We start from the raw sequence: 17,899 nt of genomic DNA on the forward strand, positions 1-17,899 counted from the left end.
ATAGCTCATAGCTCACAGCTTTCTCTCTAGCTTTCTTCATCGAAATACAGCTTATAATAGTGCTTGCCACTCATTTCATCATAGCCTTTTTCAATCAGGTCTTTTCTGCCATGTATATAGACATGAAAATTCTTATCGAGCTTTAATACACTTTTGAAAACACGTTGCTGTTTTTTTACGGCTGCCAGGTGAATATCGAAACTGTCTTCAATGTTCACCTGTCTGGCTACTTCGTATTGTTGTTTATATTGGGTAAAGCTGTCAATCACTTCCGGATGATGTAATACTTCTTCTGCAAACTCGTTCAGGTTAAAAGATTCTTTTGTACTGAAGTATTCCATGCTGCGGTTCAGGTAATCAATCTGATCGCTCTTGTTTACGGAAAACTTTTCATTCAGTTCATTGCTGATAAAAAGTTTACACATACCTAATGTGTCGTTGGTATGGTGATAGCTGTTGGCCGATCTGGTGACCTGCAAAAAATCGCTGACCCAGTATTGGGTATCCTGTTTATTGGTATTGTCAACCACACAAACCACATAACCCTCCTCTCTGTTCTTTTTAAAAATGAGGCAGCCTTTGTCGAGTTTGTTAATGTTTACGCCGTCTTCGGCAATTACTTCCCAGCTTTGTCCATGCGGAAATACTTTCAAGAAAGTTTCTTTGGTTTCGCTTTTAAATAAACCAATGGCATCTACATATTCGGTTCCGAAGGGGACATTGCTGAAGCGGGTAATATATAATTCGCCTTCTTTCACCCTTGCATGGGTGCTTTTCTGGTATAAAAAAGAAGCCAGCAGGGCAGATTGGGAGACAAAATTTTTCGGATCGTCAAAAATACCATTCACATACTGGTACACTTCATTCAGTTCCAGGCTGCTGATATGGGTAAACTGGTATTGTTCATGTTCATTAAACGGCGACAGGAAATACCTGGTTAATAAACCCCTTACAATTTCATCGTTGAGGCTTAAAGGGTTCACGGAAAGTTTCAGTTCCTCTCCCCGTGTAGGGTTGCCCACTTTATGCAGTATTACCTGCTCTAATTGTACACTGTCGATCTGAGTCATGCCGCAAAGTAAAACATCTGTATCAGTTGGAAAATAACTATCAATAGATTGTGACTTTTGGCCACAGATTCACAGATTAGGGCCTTATAATCTGTGAATCTGTGGCCAAAATATAAATCACGCTTAAATACTACTAAACATTTGTAAGCACATTCATTTTACATTTCTTTTACAAAAAAGTCTACCTATTTGGTAGGGAATACATTTTTCCCCCTATCTTTGTACTCGTTCTTATACATTCTTATCAAGAAAGGCGGAGGGAATTGGCCCTGTGAAGCCTTGGCAACCACTTCATCATTTATTTGGAAAAGGTGCCAAATCCGGTCCCGATAAAATCGGGATAAGATAAGTCAGTGTTCTTATACGTATACAGCAACTGTAGTAATACAAGGCATTCTGACTGAGCATCGGGTGCCTTTTTTTGTGAGATGTTTGGAACGATTTAACTGAACGTATGCAATTCAACACTATGACACATTTATCAATCGGAAACAGCACCTGCTGTTGTTGTACCGTTATTAAGGTTGACTGATACTGTTCATACCTGCGCTTGCCGCACTTTCATCGATCCAAACAAAAAACATGTCACAAGTTCACAATAGCAGCACTGCTGCAGCTTTACAACAACAAATACGGGATCGCTCTATTGAAGAGGCGATACAATTACTCGTGGCAGCATACCCGGGTGCGGTAACTTTCTCTACCAGTTTTAGTTATGAGGATCAGGTGATAACTGATATCATTCAAACCCATGAGTTCCCGGTATCATTATTTACACTCGATACAGGTCGTCTTTTTCCTGAAACCTATAGCACCTGGAGCCGTACGCTGGAATTTTATAAAACCAGTATCAAAGCCTATTATCCCGATGCGCAGGCATTGTCTGATTATATAGAAACCAATGGCCCCAACGCATTTTATGATTCACCGGAACTGAGATCAGCCTGTTGTACCATCCGAAAAGTGATACCGCTGAAAAAAGCATTGGCAGGTAATGCCATCTGGATCACAGGTTTGAGGGCAGAACATTCACCTGCACGACATGATCTCACACCCATTGAATGGGATGCGGCGAATCAAATAATAAAATATCATCCATTACTACACTGGACAACCGAAGAAGTAAAACAGTATATCCATCAAAAAGCCATACCCTATAATCCTTTACACGATAAAGGTTTTGTGAGCATTGGTTGTGCACCCTGTACAAGGGCTATTAAACCGGGAGAAGATTTCAGGGCGGGTCGCTGGTGGTGGGAAGACAATAGTAAAAAAGAATGTGGATTGCATTCGCATGAACCTAAAAAAACAGCAGAAGCATGAGTGCGTACAGATTAGATTATTTAGATCAGCTAGAATCGGAAGCCATACATATTATGCGTGAAGTGGCCGGGCAGTTTGAAAAACCTGCACTTTTATTTAGTGGGGGTAAGGATTCAATTACGCTGGTACACCTTGCCCTGAAAGCATTTCGTCCGGGTAAATTTCCTTTTCCACTGGTGCATATTGATACGGGCCACAATTTTCCCGAAGCCTTACAGTTCAGGGATGAACTGGCGGCAACTATTGGTGAAAAATTAGTGGTACGTAAGGTAGAAGACACCATCAAATCCAGACAACTTACCGAGCCCAAAGGAAAGTTTGCCAGCAGAAATGCATTGCAGACCTATACTTTACTTGATACGATAGAGGAATTTGGTTTCGATGCCTGTATCGGTGGTGCGCGAAGAGATGAAGAGAAAGCAAGGGCCAAGGAAAGAATATTTTCAGTGAGAGATGAATTTGGTCAATGGAACCCCAAGCTCCAGCGCCCCGAATTATGGAACACCTATAATGGCCGGATCAGTAAGGGAGAAAATGTGCGGGTGTTTCCTATCAGTAACTGGACGGAACTGGATATCTGGAATTATATCAAAAGAGAAAATATTGCATTACCCTCTATTTATTTCGCACACGAGCGTACTGTTTTGGAACATGAAGGACAATTGATTGCCTTATCTGAATTTATACAACTGGATGATACAGATTCAATCGTTACCAAAAAAGTACGCTACCGTACTGTTGGCGATATGACCTGTACGGCCGCTGTAGAATCAAGTGCATCAGGCATTGACGATATCATCCGCGAAATTACCGCCACTAAAACAAGTGAGCGTGGTGAAACCAGAATTGATGATAAAGTAAGTGAAGCGGCGATGGAAGACAGAAAAAAGAATGGTTATTTCTAAAAACAAAACAAATGGACTTACTCCGATTTATAACAGCTGGCAGTGTAGATGATGGTAAATCGACCCTGATTGGGCGTTTACTGTTCGACAGTAAATCAATCATGATCGATCACCTCGAAGCCCTGGAAAAACAAAGTAAAAACAAGGAAGATGGTGAGATTGATCTTGCGCTATTGACCGATGGTTTGCGTGCAGAACGTGAACAGGGTATTACCATTGATGTGGCTTACAAATATTTTGCTACACCCAAACGTAAATTTATCATTGCCGATGCGCCGGGTCATATTCAGTATACAAGGAATATGGTAACGGGTGCCTCCAATTCAGACCTGGCAATTATTCTTGTTGATGCACGTCATGGTGTGGTAGAGCAAACACGTCGCCATTCCATCATCACTTCTTTGCTGAATATTCCACATGTGGTGGTGGCGATTAACAAAATGGACCTGGTAGATTTTTCGCAGGATGTGTACAATAATATCGTGATTGACTATGCAGAAGTGGCGAAAAAACTCGGCCTGAAAGACGTTCGTTATATTCCTATCAGTGCATTGAATGGCGATAATATAGTAGCAAAAACAGCAGCATTAACATGGTACGAGGGTCCTTCATTACTGGATATCCTGGAAACGGTAGAGCTTGCAGACGATATTGATCTGGAAAAAGCCCGTTTCCCTGTTCAATATGTCATTCGACCACAGACAGAAGAACTGCATGATTATCGTGGTTATGCCGGAAAAATTAACAGCGGTATTTATAAAAAGGGAGATGCTGTAACGATATTACCTGCAGGTTTCAGCAGTACCATAAAAGCCATTGAACACAATGGAAAAGAAGTAGACGAAGCATTTGCACCACAGAGTGTGGTAATACACCTGGAAGACGATATAGATATCAGCCGCGGTGACCTGATTGTGAAAAATGATAACCGGCCAAAAGTATCGAATGAAGTGGAGGCGCTATTATGCTGGATGGATCATAAAGCGCTGGTGCCTGGCAATAAATATTTATTACAGATTAACAGCAAGCAGGTTCGTTCGGTGGTAAAAGAGGTAAGTTATAAACTGGATGTTCATTCATTGGAACAGATAGCATCACCCGAAACAGTAGCATTAAATGATATTGTAAAAGTAACCATTAAAACGGCGAGCCCGGTAGCATACGATGCTTACCAGGAACTGAGAACCAATGGCGGAGCTATTCTCATTGACGAAACAAGTCATGTTACCGTTGGTGCATGCATGATTCAATAAAAACTATGGCAGCAGCGCAATTCATACAACAATTATTTCAGCGTAACTGGAAAACACACCAGACTTTCCCGGATAAACAGCTGGCAGAGAGTTTTATAGACGACCTGTTCAATTTTTTATTTGGCTCTTACGAAAAAAAATTCAACTCGGCTGAAAAGCTGGCGGTTGAATATGCTGAACTGCGACATACTTTTTCAGCAATCCTGTTTGAGCTTATCAAAGATGAAACCATTGTAAAAGAACATACAGCTTCTTTCTTTGATAAATTATCTGCTATTTATGAAGCATTACTAAAAGATGCGCAGGCTGTACTGGAATTTGACCCTGCTGCGCAATCAATTGAAGAAGTGCTGGTAGCTTATCCCGGTTTTTATGCTACTGCTATTTATCGTTTATCGAACCAGTTGTATCGTCAGCAGATAAAAACATTACCGCGTCTGTTTGCAGAATATGCACACAGTAAAACGGGTATTGATATTCATCCGGGAGCCACCATCGGCGGTTCATTTGCCATTGATCATGGAACCGGAATCGTAATTGGCGAAACAGCAATCATTGGTGAGCGGGTGAAGATATACCAGGGGGTTACATTGGGTGCATTGAATGTAGCCAAGGAACTGGCCAGTACCAAACGTCACCCAACCATTGACGATGATGTAATTATTTATTCCGGTGCTACCATTTTAGGAGGAGAAACAGTGATTGGTGCGGGTAGTATAATCGGAGGTAATATATGGCTCACACATAGTGTGGCGCCAAATTCTGTGGTGTATCATAAAAGTGAAATAAAAATAAAAGATAAAGATCCATTTCCTGAACCATTAAATTTTGTGATTTAAAAAAATAACATGAAAGCAAATAACATTTTAGCAACGATTGGTAATACACCACATGTTCGCATCAACAAATTATTTGGCAGTCAGCATGAAGTATGGATTAAGCTGGAAAAAAACAATCCGGGTGCAAGCATCAAAGATCGTATTGCATTGTCGATGATTGAAGATGCAGAACTGAAAGGTCTGCTTACCAAAGACAGTGTAATTATTGAACCTACCAGTGGTAATACCGGAATTGGACTGGCGTTGGTGGCTGCAGTAAAAGGCTATAAAATTATTCTGGTGATGCCCGAGAGCATGAGTATTGAGCGGAGAAGACTGATGGCTTTGTACGGAGCAGAATTTGTATTAACGCCACGCGAAAAGGGAATGAAGGGCGCTATTGAAAAAGCAACCGAACTAACTGAAACCACCCCACATGCATGGATGCCCCAGCAGTTTAATAATCCGGCCAATACAGAAGTACACAAAAGAACAACAGCACTGGAGATACTGGCCGATTTTCCGGAAGGGCTGGATTATCTTATTACAGGCGTTGGTACGGGTGGACATATTACCGGTGTTGCGGAAATACTGAAAGAGAAGTTTCCATCACTCAAAGTATTTGCGGTGGAGCCTGAACTATCACCGGTATTAAGTGGTGGTGCTCCCTCACCACACCCTTTGCAGGGTATTGGTGCGGGTTTCGTTCCATCTATTTTAAATACAGCTGTACTGGATGGTATTATACTGGTTGGTAAAGATGAGGCTTTCTCTTTCGCACAGCGTGCGGCAAAAGAAGAAGGTATTTTGCTGGGTGTATCATCGGGCGCATCATTGGCTGCGGTAGCAAAAAAATTACCCGAAATACCGGCAGGTTCCAAAGTGCTCACTTTTAACTATGATACAGGGGAAAGATATTTATCTATTGAAGGATTATTTTAATTTCTTTTCCCTGCTCCGGATTTAAATCCTGAGCAGGGATTTTTTTAGCAATAATAATCTACTAAAAAAGTAGACAATGAGTAAGCAACCAACATATGGCAAAGTAATCCTCGCATCAGCAGGCCCTGGCGATCCCGAACTGGTAACAGTGAAAACGGTTCGCTGGCTGCAACAGGCTGATGTAGTATTAACAGATCGTTTGGTGAGCCCGGATATTCTTACCAATTACGTGAACAATAAAACGGAGATCATCTATGTGGGTAAACAATGCCGCAGAGGAATATCTACTTCGCAGCAAACCATCAATGAATTATTGGTTGAGCAGGCATCAAAAAATAAAATTGTGGTTCGTTTAAAAGGAGGTGATACCAGTATTTTCTCCAATGTACTTGATGAACTGGAAACATTGGTGCAACACAATATTCCTTACGAAATAGTTCCGGGTGTAACGGCAGCCTTGGGTGCAGCAGCTTATGCGGGTATTCCCTTAACAGCAAGAGGGTTATCTGTAGGTGTTCGTTTTCTTACCTATTATAAATCTGATATTGTTAGCGGCGACACCTGGAAAGAACTTGCAGATACAGATGATACACTGGTATTTTATATGTCTGGAGAAACATTGTCAACCGTAGTGGAACAACTTACGCTACATGGTATTGATGCAGCTAAAAAGCTGGCAGTAATAGAACAGGCTACCACTCCCTTACAACAAATTCATACCTGTGATCTTTATCAGTATGCAGATCAGTTAAAGGATAAAACATTCCGTTCACCCTCACTGGTCATCATTGGTAAAGTAGTATCGTTGCATGAACAGTTTGCATGGCTACCCAATATAAACAGTACAGAACATTATTTCACACCTCTTACCGGAAGACTTACTCAGTTAGAAGACACCACAACTAAAAAAAGACATGTTAGCAGAGCCTAAACTGAAAATATTAGCCGATTTCATTGGCCAGCTCAATAAAGAAGAATTGATCTGGGTGAATGGATATTTGTCTGGCCTCGTAGCAACGCCACTCAAAGAGCCTTCGATAGTTGCTAATGGCACTACTGCCAAAAAAGTAACCATCGCATACGGAACAGAAACCGGTAATTCAAAAAAGCTGGCTACCGATTTTGCAGCAAAAGCAAAAAAGAAAGGTATTCAAATCAGGCTGGTAAGTCTGGATCAGTATAAACTGACTGATCTGCCTAAAGAAGAATACTTTCTTACCGTCATCAGTACACAGGGTGATGGAGAACCCCCGGTTACGGCACAAAAATTTTATGACCATATACATAATAATGGATTTAAGCTGCCGCAGTTAAAATATGGTGTACTGGCATTGGGTGATACAGCTTATCCTTTATTCTGTAAAACAGGGGAAGATGTAGACAAGCAGTTACAACACTTAGGTGCACAAAGAATAGCTGCGCTGCAAAAATGTGATCTTGATTATGAAAGCACCGCCGACCAATGGTTTGATACGGTTTTGCAGCAATTACAGGTAACAGAAAATAAAGTGCCGGTAATTACAGCACCCGCAGAGACCAAAAAACCGGCAGGGAAATTATATTATGATGGTATTGTTCAAACGCATATTAACCTCACTGCAAGAGGGTCATCTAAAAAGATTTACCATATTGAACTGGTAGCAGAAGGAGTAGATTTTTTACCCGGTGACTCGATTGGTATTGTTCCGGAAAATGATTCATTACTGGTTGATCAATTGTTACAACTGGTTTCGGTTGATGGAAACCGTACTATTACCTGGAAAAATGAAACAGCTTCGATCAGGGAATTACTGATTTCAAAAATCAATATCAGTTACCTGCTGGAGAAATCTGTAAAGCATTATGCAACGGTAACGGGATATGAAATACCTGCGGCTAAAACAGATCTGTTATCATTATTGAAACAATATCCCCTCCAAAAACCGGAATTGTTTGAGCAGGTGGTTGATGGATTAACACAGATTGTACCCCGTATTTACAATATTGCTTCCTCTCCCGGTGCACATAATGGCGAAGTGCATATCACCGTATTGCGTGATGTGTTTAATAAAGAAGAAGGTGAACAGACAGGCTTGTGTACACAGTATTTGGAAAATAAAAAAGAGGGAGATACTGTTCGTTTTTTCATTCAAAGCAATAAAAGATTCCGCTTACCCGCTCCTGATAAAGATATTATCATGATTGGCCCTGGAACAGGTATTGCTCCATTCCGGTCCTTTGTTGCGGAAAGAGATACGATGGCCGCAAGTGGCAGGAACTGGTTGTTTTTTAGCGAGGATAAGTTTACGACCGATTTTTTATACCAAACCGAATGGCAGGCATGGTTTGAAACAGACACTTTAACAAAAATCAGTCTGGCTTTCAAAAATGAAGATGAAAAACCAGCGAGCCTGGCCGATAAAATTATAACGCAGGGGAATGAATTATTTGAATGGCTTGAACAGGGTGCATTCTTATACCTCTGTGGAGAAAAAGAACCGGCAGGAAAAGCCATAGAAGAAGCATTACTAAAAGTATTTGAAAACCAAACCGGAGATAAAATCAAGGCTAACACCTACTTTGAAAACCTTAAAAAAGAAAACCGTTACGCCAAGGACCTCTATTAAAATTCACCATTGACCATTCACCCTTCACGAAACACCTCTATGTCAAATAGCAAACCCTCACCCATAGAAAAAATAAAAACCTCCAGTAAAGGTCTCCGTGGCACATTGCAGGAGAGTTTGCAGGATGAAATTACCGGTGCCGTTCGTGAGCAGGATCACGCACTGATTAAATTTCACGGTATGTATGAACAGGACGACCGTGATGTACGTGAAGAACGGGCAGCAAAAAAATTAGATAAGTTATATTCATTTATGATACGGCTGCGTATACCTGGTGGGTATATGAAGGCAGATCAATGGGTGGCAGCACATCATATTGCAGGGAATTATTCAACAGGTGTTGTCAAGATTACCACCAGACAAACCATACAATTGCATGGTATTCTTAAACACCAGATAAAACCAACGCTTCAGGATTTTAATGCAGTTCATCTCGATTCAATTGCAGCCTGTGGTGATGTAAACAGGAATGTAGCCTGTACCAGTCATCCTTCAGAATCGCCCATACACGAAGAAGTGCATGCCTATGCTGATAAGATCAGTCGTTTGTTATTGCCTAAAACAAGGGCTTTTTATGAAATATGGCTGGACGAAGAAAAGCTGGTTGAGTACGATGAAACAGATCCATTGTATCAGGACCGTTACCTGCCGAGGAAATTTAAAATCGGTATTGCCATCCCGCCCAATAATGATGTAGATGTGCTGACAAATGATCTTGGTTTGATAGCTATTATTGAAAACGGAAAACTCACCGGTTTTAATATTGCTGTGGGGGGTGGCTTATCTACTACACATGGTAATCCGGATACTTATGCAAGACTGGCAACTGTGATTGGTTTTACAGCAGGCGAAGAAAAAACACTGAAGGCAGTGTATGAAGTGCTGACTATACAAAGAGATTTTGGTAATCGTTCAGATCGTAAGCTGGCACGACTCAAATATACACTCGACAAAATGGGTATTGATGCATTCAGAAAAGAACTCGAACAACGTTGTGGTTTTGAATTAGAAGAAACAAAACCATACAATTTTACAGCAAGAACAGATCGATATGGATGGCAGGCCGATCATCGTGGTAACTGGCATTATACTTTATTTGTTGAAAATGGAAGGGTAACCGATGAGGTTGATGTTCCGTTGAAAACGGCACTCCTGGAGATAGCAGAAACCGGTAAAATTATTTTCCGTTTTACCAGTAATCAAAACCTGATTCTAAGTGAAATTCAACCTGATGATAAACCAGTGATAGAAAGTATACTGCAGCGGTATGGTATTTTGGAAAGAGATGAATCAATTGGTCTCATGCGAAAAAATTCAATCGCCTGTGTGGCTTTGCCTACCTGTCCGCTGGCCCTTGCAGAAGCACAAAGATACCTGCCTTCACTTATCAGCAGTCTTGAACCCTTACTGGAAAAACACCAGTTAAAAGAAGAAGGTATTATTACGAGAATGACGGGCTGTCCCAATGGTTGTGCCCGCCCTTATGCAGCCGAAATTGGATTGGTGGGTACGGGCCCCGGGCGTTATAATCTTCATTTGGGTGGCGACCGCGAAGGAACAAGATTGAATACCAGGTACAGGGAACAATTAGATGAAGCAGGCATATTAAGTGAGCTCGATATAGTGTTTGATCAGTATAATAAAAATAAAAAGGAGCAGGAAAATTTTGGAGATTATGTGCAGCGGACCATATTATAAACCGGTTATATTCAGAGATGCGCAGGTTCAGACTTGCATATGTAAGCATGAGCGATGTTGTAGGTGTTAAAGAATAAAAAATTTATCTTATAACTCTACTAAATTAATAGACTAATGAAATATTTATTGTTATCTTTAAACTTCATGATTATCGCTGTATTCCTTTCCGCACAGGATATTTATACTTTATCCGGAACATTAAAAGAGGGTCAGGGAAATACTCCACTGGCAGGAGCAGTTATTCGTATAAAAAACAGTTCATCCGTTACTACTACCAATGATGATGGCTCATTTCAAATTAAAACCACTGCATCACTTCCGTTAACCATACAGGTGTCATCATTGGGTTACGCTACACAGGAATTTATTGTTTCTAACAAAAATAGCCCGCTATTATTGTCGTTGAATGTACAGAATGCTTATGCAAGTCTTGTAGTGGTTACGGCTTCACGTGTTCCAGAAAGTATTCTGAAATCGCCGGTGAGTATTGAGAAGTTGAGTTTATCTGCTATTAAAGAAGCAGCGGCACCAGGTTTTTATGATGCACTGGAGAATTTAAAAGGGGTTCAATTAACTACATCCAGTATCACATTTAAAGTGCCTAATACCAGAGGATTTAATATTCCCAATAATTTTCGTTTTGTACAACTTGTTGATGGAGTAGATATACAAGCTGCCACACTTGGTGTTTCGTTGGGTAATTCGATTGGCCCCACAGAACTTGATGTAGAGAATGTTGAAATTACACCGGGAGCTGCATCGGCTCTCTATGGCATGAACGCCATCAATGGTATGGCCAATATTGCTACAAAAAATCCGTTCAAATATCCGGGTCTGAGTATTTACCAGAAAACCGGGGTGAATCATGTTGATGGAAAGGATCGCAATGTATCAGTGCTAACAGAAACAGCCATTCGCTATGCACATGTATGGAACCAGAAATGGGCCTTTAAAGTGAATGCAGGTTATACGCGTGCCACAGACTGGGTATCGAATACACAAACCGATCAAAACCCGAATAACCTGAGTACGGCCAATCCTCAATACAGCGAACTCAATGGTAGTGCTAATGCCGCCTATGATGGATGGAATAAATATGGGGATGAAAATAATAATGCGGTAACAGTTACAGGAATCAATTACAACGGCCCTAACAAGTCTTTTATCATCAGAAGAACAGGTTACTGGGAAAAAGATCTTTCGAACCCTACAGTAGAAAACATAAAATTTGATATTGCATTACATCATAAATTTTCTACTAAAACAGAGCTCGCCTATAGTTATCGTTTTGGACAGATGGATGGTATTTTTCAAAGAGGTAATAAGATTCAGTTAGATAATGCCACTGTACAAAATCATAAGCTTGAACTAAAAGCAGGAGCCTTTACCGCCAGAACCTATCTCTCACTGGAGAATACTGGTAATTCATACAATATTAAACCACTGGCAGATAACCTGGACTTAACCCATCTTTCCAATAATGCCTGGCGCGACAGGTTTAGAAACATTTTTCAAACACAGCTAAACAATGGTACAGGTTTGGCAGAAGCTGCGGCTGCTGCAAGAGTAGCAGCCGATCTGGGTCGTGTGGAACCGGGAACCGCAGCTTTTGAACAATTAAAAAATACGATTACCGGTATTAATAATTGGGATCATGCCAATTCCGGAATTACAGGTGCGCCGGCAACCGGTGGTGCCTGGTTAAACCAGCGAAGCAGAATGTATCACACAGATGTACAATGGGATCTTTCAGATAAAGTAAAAATCTTCAGTCTGCTGGTAGGTGCCGACTATCGCTTGTATGAGGTAATACCTGACGGAAATAATTTTGTTGATTTTTCAAGGGCTACAGCAGATCGCAACAAACCATTGGCAGATGGGTCATATGGGAAACCCGTTCAATACACAAAATATGGTGTGTTTGCACAAAGCACAAAAACCTTTTTCGATCAACGGTTAAAATTAGTTACTTCTCTGCGAATGGATAATAATCCGGAGTTCTCACCAAAATTCAATCCAAGGATTGCATTGGTTTACACAGTTGCTCAAAAACACCATATTCGTACTTCATTCCAAAACGGATTCAGGTTCCCGGCTTTGTTTGAAGCCATTTCATTTGTAAATAATGGTAATGTAAGAAGGGTGGGAGGACTTTCATACATAAATAAAGGGCTTGGTTATCTTGATAATTCATATACCCTTGCATCTGTAAACGATTTCAACGCAGCGGTGAATAAAGATGTAGCAACAGGCTTAACTGCAAATAATGCCGCATTAAAAAACAGGTCCTTATTACAGGTAACAAGTTTGCAACCCACCAGACCCGAAAGAATTAACTCTTTTGAAATTGGTTATAAAACTGTGTTGCTGAATAATAAGCTGGTTATTGATCTCGACTTATATACCAATACCTACGATGGATTTTTAGGTCAGGTAGAAGTAGCCGTTCCAGAGAATAATACTGTGCAGGTAGGCTCAGATGCGGCAGTAATTGCTATGCTGGCTTCAAATAGGTCGAGACAAACACGTTACCGGGTGTACACCAATGCAAGAAACAAGTATTATAATTATGGAGGTGCATTTGGTTTGATCTTCAGTCTTCCTGAAAATTATACCATATCAGGTAACCTGAGTTATAATAATATTTCAGAGAACAGGCAGCGAGATGTATTTGTAACCGGTTTTAACACACCCAAATGGATAACCAATCTATCGCTGCGTAACAGGGAATTTATAAAAAATACCGGATTTAATATCGTCTGGAAATGGCAGGATTCTTTTAACTGGGAAAGCCCGCTGGCAAATGGCGGTGTTGCAGCATTCAGTACCATCGATTTACAATTTACACACCAGTTGCCCGATCTGAAAACTACCATCAAAGTCGGAGCTAGTAATATCTTAAATCATAGGTACATACAATATGCTGCAGGTCCAACAATTGGTGCATTGTATTACCTCGCACTGAGTTTCGATACAGGCTTTAAACCCAAATTACAGTAATGCAAATGACCATAGAAACCATTGAACAAAAACTATCCGGAACGCAATGCAGGGCCTCCCGTCAGAATCATTTATTTCCTGTTTTTATACAACTGGAAAGAATGCGTGTACTGATTGTAGGTGGAGGACCGGTAGCTTTTGAAAAATTACAAACAGTGCTGATAAATGCACCTGCAACAAGGGTTAAAATAGTAGCAAGGGAATTTGATGAAGAACTGGTTTTACTGGCTGAGAAAAAAGAACAGGTAACACTTGTACAAAAAAACTATTCATCGGGCGATTTATATGATGCCGATATAGTAATTGCAGCAGTAAATGATATTGTTACTGCAGAAGAAATCCGGAACGATGCAAAAGCAAGAAAACTATTGGTGAATGTGGCTGATAAACCTGCGTTATGCGATTTTTACCTTGGCTCAGTGGTTCAAAAAGGCAATCTTAAACTGGCTATTTCTACCAATGGCAAATCACCAACAATTGCCAAACGGTTAAAAGAAACATTAAATGAAATATTACCCGCCGAACTTGATCAGGTATTGGACCAGATGCAACTGATCAGAAATAAAATTGGGGGCGATTTTTCAGATAAAGTAAAAAAACTGAATGAGATCACTGCTGTATTAGCCGCTACAGATAAAAAGAATCCAACAGTAGCAGAAAAAAGATGGAAAAAAATTGCTTCCATTTTTCTGTTTGCTTTCTTCTTCATGTTTGTGGGTCACCTGGTACTTTCTTATGTACCCTTCTCACAACTGTTTGTACAATCAAAAGAACTCGTAGCTACTTTAGACAGTACTTTTTACTGGATGATACTGGCAGGATTTCTTGCGCAACTGGTTGATGGTTTACTGGGTATGGGTTATGGCGTGGTATCGGCTACGGTATTATTATCATTAGGAATAAAACTGCCTGCTATCAGCGGAAGTATTCATACGGCAGAAATGTTTTCCAGTGCGGCTTCCGGATATAGTCATTATCGTTTCGGTAATGTCAATAAAAAATTATTTAAGGCATTGTTGATTCCGGGTGTACTGGGTGCCATATTGGGGGCAGTTGTATTGTCAAAATTATCTGATCACTACTCAGGCCTTGTAAAACCTATTCTTGCAGCCTATACGCTTTTCCTTGGCTTAAGGATATTGCGAACTGGGTTTAAAAAAGTACACAAACCCAAAAAATTCCGTAAAGTAGGATGGCTGGGTGCTGCCGGTGGTTTTCTTGATTCTTTTGGTGGTGGCGGTTGGGGGCCTCTGGTAACAAGTACCTTGATACTAAAAGGAAGAACACCACGTTATGTGATTGGCTCTGTAAGCATTGCTGAATTTTTTATTACGCTGGCAAGTGCCGCTACTTTCTTTTCTTTACTGGGTATTTCTCACTGGCCTGTAATAGCAGGGTTGATTATTGGTGGTGTAATAGCTGCACCCATTGCTGCAAGACTTACGGGTAAATTACCATTAAAAACAATGTTTATTGCGGTGGGTATTATGGTTATTATCTGGAGTATCCGGATACTCATTAACTCATTCGTATAAAATAAATAAAAAAGCCTTTGCGGGGAAAACCCTGCAAAGGCCGCGTAGCGTTTGGTTTTTCAATCTTCGGATATTGCCCGTTTAACTTACACTACAGGAGTCAACAGGCTGATTTGGATTTTCTTAAGATGTTTGGATTCTAAACCGAGCAATGATACAGTTGTTTGTATTTCTTGCTGGAACAAAGGAACAATAAAGCGGTAGCAGGTACAATAGTGCTGCCATTCTAGTTACTGTAACGGATTTACTACAAATTGACGGTGTTTTAACCGGATATGTTACCTCCCCGCCTCCGTTAAATTACCGTAACGGATATTCCTTGACAGTTCTTCCTGTACTTTTCTGATGGAATTATTGACCTGGGGAATGATATATTGCTGTACATAATCTCTGTCGTTCAGCCGTCGCTCATTATAAGCTTCCAAACCATATTCAGGCGGTCGCATATCCTGCACATTACTGGTGGTTTTACTGGAGAAACAGATGATATCGCTGATCTGGTTTTTATAACCGGTATTTGTAAAACTGATGGTCATGGTAAACATTACAAAAGTCTGTTCCATTACCAGTCCGGATGTTTCAAGCGGGTACATGATATAAAAACCACATCTTCCGGCAATAGAATTTTTATTTTTATTCTCCACCAGATAAACAGGCTTGCCTTTTTTGGTGACCCTGAACTGATCTTCAAACCTGGATATTTTATAATAATTCATAAACCAGGTTTTTACACGGTTGTATTTATCTGCTTTTGAGACGGCAATTTCTTCTGTTTTATGAAAAGAGATTTTACCTGTTGACTGGTCGGACGGAAAATAAGCCTGACCCATACCACTTAATTGCAGGTATAAAAGAGATAATAACAAAAGAGTCTTCTTCATAAGCTGTAGTCGTAATCAAGATAGAAAGATTGAGTTAACCTGCCAATTAGATTCGGCTTAAAACTGGCAAACTTTCTGAGTAATGGCTAAAAAAAATTCCTATAGACACAGTTTATTGATGGAGATCGGTTGTATAATAAGCAGTAACTTAATAGCAGGTAAACCCTAATGAATCAGCTAAAATATCCGCTATGAAACAAGCAAAAATTACAGAAGTGCGTACATGGCATGAACAGCATGCTTCTAAAAGAACTTTTGGTCAGCGGATTGCCGACGGAATATCAGAAGGCATGGGGTCATGGTCATTTATTATTATTCAAACCATTATTGTATTGATATGGATGGTATGTAACCTGATTGGATTTTTTTTGCATTGGGATCCTTATCCGTTTATTTTACTGAACCTTTTATTTTCAACCCAGGCTGCCTATGCCGCCCCAATTATTATGATGTCGCAAAAAAGACAAAACGAACGTGACCGTTTACAGGCCATGGATGATTATAAAACCAATTTTGAAGCAAAACAGGAAATAGAAGAACTGCAACGCAGGTTAAACAGGATAGAAATCGATAAACTGGATAAAATTCTCGCGATTCTCGAATCAGGAAACCTGAAGTAGGATTTTTTAATAAGCGGCTAAGTCAGCACAAAAATTCGTGCGCCATAATAATTTAAGGGTACAACACATTCTTATCTGTGCAAGTAGCCCTGCTGCAATAGTAAGCGCTCCTATAAAGAGTAATGTGCCTGTTATGCCAATACTGTCGGCCAGCAGACCCGCTAAAATAGCACCTACTACATAACCACTGTCTCTCCAGAAACGAAATAAACTAAGTCCAACTGCCCGCTGTGAAGGGTGCAGGTTTTCGGCCATTACGGTGAGGAAATTGGGGTATACCAGTGCGGTACCAATACCCAATAGCGCAGCTGCTAGTAACATGCCGGGAAAAGAATATAAAAAGATCATCAGAAAAATGGCCAGCCCCTGAATAACCATACCTACTGTAATCAGTTGTTTTTTGCAGACATGGTCGCCCATTTTGCCGGTGAATAATTGTGCAAAGCCCCAGGTAGCAGGATATACTGCTGCAATCCAGCCAATCTCTACTGTACTGAACCCTCTTTGTATTAACAATAGCGGAAGCACCCCCCAAACCATAGCATCATTCATATTATTTACCAGTCCGTTGATAGAAACAGTACCCATATTATGATGCTTCCAGCTTACCTGCTTCCATAAATCACTGAATAATTTGTTGGTGGTAGTCTGCGTTTCCTGTAACACAAAATGGCTGGTATCTTTTACCAGCAACAAAGAGATGAGCAGCCCTGCAGCTGCAAAAAATATACCGGGTAAGAATGGAAAATACTGATAACCAAAATTGGAAGCAATATTACTGGCCAATAAAGCAGCAAGACCTACTGCTACATACCCTGCAAACTCATTGATGCCCATGGCGAGCCCACGGTTTTTATTTCCTACCAGGTCAATCTTCATAATAACGGTCGATGACCAGGCCAGCCCCTGGTTAATCCCCAGGAAAATATTGGCTGCAATTACCCACCACCAGGAAGAGGCATACATGAGCAAAAACGGAACAGGCAGGGCAGCGATCCATCCAAGAATCAATACCTGTTTTCTTGTTTTTAGCAGGATGAGTTTTGCTACTGCAAGGTTTGCCAAAGCTTTTGTTAAGCCAAATGCAAGAATAAAAGAAAGGATGACGGTGTATTCATTGAGAAAAAAAACTTCTTTACCCAGACCCGATAAAACAGATCTTTCAAGTCCGATCATAGCACCAACAAAGGCATTAACCAATACCAGCAGGTAAAACTGGAAAGCATTTTTCTTTAATCCCTGCATACA

The 17,899-nt window shown here is 40.5% G+C and carries 14 protein-coding genes and 1 riboswitch; of the genes, 11 read left to right on the plus strand and 3 right to left on the minus strand.

The window, feature by feature from the left end:
- Window positions 1-26: 26 nt before the first annotated feature.
- Window positions 27-1,070, minus strand: a complete 1,044-nt coding sequence (locus tag KXJ59_RS03555) for a nucleoid-associated protein (protein ID WP_295201230.1) — start codon at window positions 1,068-1,070, stop codon at window positions 27-29.
- 238 nt (window positions 1,071-1,308) lie between these two features.
- Window positions 1,309-1,422: riboswitch (SAM riboswitch) on the plus strand.
- 230 nt (window positions 1,423-1,652) lie between these two features.
- On the opposite strand from KXJ59_RS03555, the gene KXJ59_RS03560 reads away from it, so the two are divergent.
- From KXJ59_RS03560 to KXJ59_RS03605, 10 genes are all read left to right on the plus strand, one after another.
- Window positions 1,653-2,393 (plus strand): phosphoadenylyl-sulfate reductase, encoded by a 741-nt coding sequence (locus KXJ59_RS03560; protein ID WP_295201232.1) that lies wholly within the window; start codon window positions 1,653-1,655, stop codon window positions 2,391-2,393.
- On the plus strand, window positions 2,390-3,298 hold the full coding sequence (gene cysD, locus KXJ59_RS03565) for a sulfate adenylyltransferase subunit CysD (RefSeq protein ID WP_295201234.1): 909 nt from the start codon (window positions 2,390-2,392) through the stop codon (window positions 3,296-3,298). Before KXJ59_RS03560 ends, cysD begins: the two co-directional genes overlap by 4 nt.
- Before the next feature lie 11 nt (window positions 3,299-3,309).
- Window positions 3,310-4,551: a GTP-binding protein gene (locus tag KXJ59_RS03570; RefSeq protein ID WP_295201236.1), complete on the plus strand. Its 1,242-nt coding sequence runs from the start codon at window positions 3,310-3,312 to the stop codon at window positions 4,549-4,551.
- A 5-nt stretch (window positions 4,552-4,556) separates the two neighbouring features.
- Entirely contained in the window at window positions 4,557-5,390 is an 834-nt protein-coding gene (locus tag KXJ59_RS03575) for a serine O-acetyltransferase (protein WP_295201239.1), read from the plus strand.
- 9 nt (window positions 5,391-5,399) lie between these two features.
- Window positions 5,400-6,311, plus strand: coding sequence for a cysteine synthase A (gene cysK / locus KXJ59_RS03580; protein ID WP_295201242.1), 912 nt, complete (start codon window positions 5,400-5,402; stop codon window positions 6,309-6,311).
- 76 nt (window positions 6,312-6,387) lie between these two features.
- The gene (gene cobA / locus KXJ59_RS03585) at window positions 6,388-7,242 is read left to right on the plus strand and encodes a uroporphyrinogen-III C-methyltransferase (RefSeq protein ID WP_295201243.1); all 855 of its coding nucleotides are present in this window, start codon (window positions 6,388-6,390) and stop codon (window positions 7,240-7,242) included.
- Window positions 7,226-8,917, plus strand: coding sequence for a flavodoxin domain-containing protein (locus KXJ59_RS03590; protein ID WP_295201245.1), 1,692 nt, complete (start codon window positions 7,226-7,228; stop codon window positions 8,915-8,917). The genes cobA and KXJ59_RS03590 overlap by 17 nt, the downstream gene beginning before the upstream one ends.
- A 9-nt stretch (window positions 8,918-8,926) precedes the next feature.
- A complete protein-coding gene (locus KXJ59_RS03595; RefSeq protein WP_295201248.1) occupies window positions 8,927-10,615 on the plus strand; it encodes an NADPH-dependent assimilatory sulfite reductase hemoprotein subunit in 1,689 nt (562 codons plus the stop codon).
- 114 nt (window positions 10,616-10,729) lie between these two features.
- Entirely contained in the window at window positions 10,730-13,615 is a 2,886-nt protein-coding gene (locus KXJ59_RS03600) for a TonB-dependent receptor (protein WP_295201250.1), read from the plus strand.
- Complete coding sequence (locus KXJ59_RS03605) at window positions 13,615-15,150, plus strand: TSUP family transporter (RefSeq protein ID WP_295201251.1); 1,536 nt, start codon at window positions 13,615-13,617, stop codon at window positions 15,148-15,150. Before KXJ59_RS03600 ends, KXJ59_RS03605 begins: the two co-directional genes overlap by 1 nt.
- Window positions 15,151-15,428: 278 nt before the next feature.
- Here the strand turns inward: KXJ59_RS03605 and KXJ59_RS03610 are convergent, their stop codons facing one another.
- On the minus strand, window positions 15,429-16,031 hold the full coding sequence (locus KXJ59_RS03610; RefSeq protein ID WP_295201252.1) for a hypothetical protein: 603 nt from the start codon (window positions 16,029-16,031) through the stop codon (window positions 15,429-15,431).
- 191 nt (window positions 16,032-16,222) lie between these two features.
- Between KXJ59_RS03610 and KXJ59_RS03615 the strand changes: the two genes are divergently transcribed.
- On the plus strand, window positions 16,223-16,651 hold the full coding sequence (locus KXJ59_RS03615) for a DUF1003 domain-containing protein (protein WP_295201254.1): 429 nt from the start codon (window positions 16,223-16,225) through the stop codon (window positions 16,649-16,651).
- A gap of 6 nt (window positions 16,652-16,657) precedes the next feature.
- Here KXJ59_RS03615 and KXJ59_RS03620 read toward each other — a convergent pair whose 3' ends face one another.
- Window positions 16,658-17,896, minus strand: coding sequence for an MFS transporter (locus KXJ59_RS03620; protein WP_295201256.1), 1,239 nt, complete (start codon window positions 17,894-17,896; stop codon window positions 16,658-16,660).
- Window positions 17,897-17,899: the final 3 nt, after the last annotated feature.

The organism is Sediminibacterium sp. (assembly GCF_019264485.1).
In the GTDB taxonomy this organism is placed as follows: domain Bacteria; phylum Bacteroidota; class Bacteroidia; order Chitinophagales; family Chitinophagaceae; genus Sediminibacterium.

Coding starts and splice junctions, on each gene's coding strand:
- KXJ59_RS03560 (WP_295201232.1), top strand. CDS start 1,653: ATGTCACAAGTTCACAATAGCAGCACTGCTGCAGCTTTACAACAACAA.
- KXJ59_RS03570 (WP_295201236.1), top strand. CDS start 3,310: ATGGACTTACTCCGATTTATAACAGCTGGCAGTGTAGATGATGGTAAA.
- KXJ59_RS03615 (WP_295201254.1), top strand. CDS start 16,223: ATGAAACAAGCAAAAATTACAGAAGTGCGTACATGGCATGAACAGCAT.
- KXJ59_RS03575 (WP_295201239.1), top strand. CDS start 4,557: ATGGCAGCAGCGCAATTCATACAACAATTATTTCAGCGTAACTGGAAA.
- KXJ59_RS03620 (WP_295201256.1), bottom strand. CDS start 17,896: ATGCAGGGATTAAAGAAAAATGCTTTCCAGTTTTACCTGCTGGTATTG.
- cysD (WP_295201234.1), top strand. CDS start 2,390: ATGAGTGCGTACAGATTAGATTATTTAGATCAGCTAGAATCGGAAGCC.
- cysK (WP_295201242.1), top strand. CDS start 5,400: ATGAAAGCAAATAACATTTTAGCAACGATTGGTAATACACCACATGTT.
- KXJ59_RS03610 (WP_295201252.1), bottom strand. CDS start 16,031: ATGAAGAAGACTCTTTTGTTATTATCTCTTTTATACCTGCAATTAAGT.
- KXJ59_RS03590 (WP_295201245.1), top strand. CDS start 7,226: ATGTTAGCAGAGCCTAAACTGAAAATATTAGCCGATTTCATTGGCCAG.
- cobA (WP_295201243.1), top strand. CDS start 6,388: ATGAGTAAGCAACCAACATATGGCAAAGTAATCCTCGCATCAGCAGGC.
- KXJ59_RS03605 (WP_295201251.1), top strand. CDS start 13,615: ATGCAAATGACCATAGAAACCATTGAACAAAAACTATCCGGAACGCAA.
- KXJ59_RS03600 (WP_295201250.1), top strand. CDS start 10,730: ATGAAATATTTATTGTTATCTTTAAACTTCATGATTATCGCTGTATTC.
- KXJ59_RS03555 (WP_295201230.1), bottom strand. CDS start 1,070: ATGACTCAGATCGACAGTGTACAATTAGAGCAGGTAATACTGCATAAA.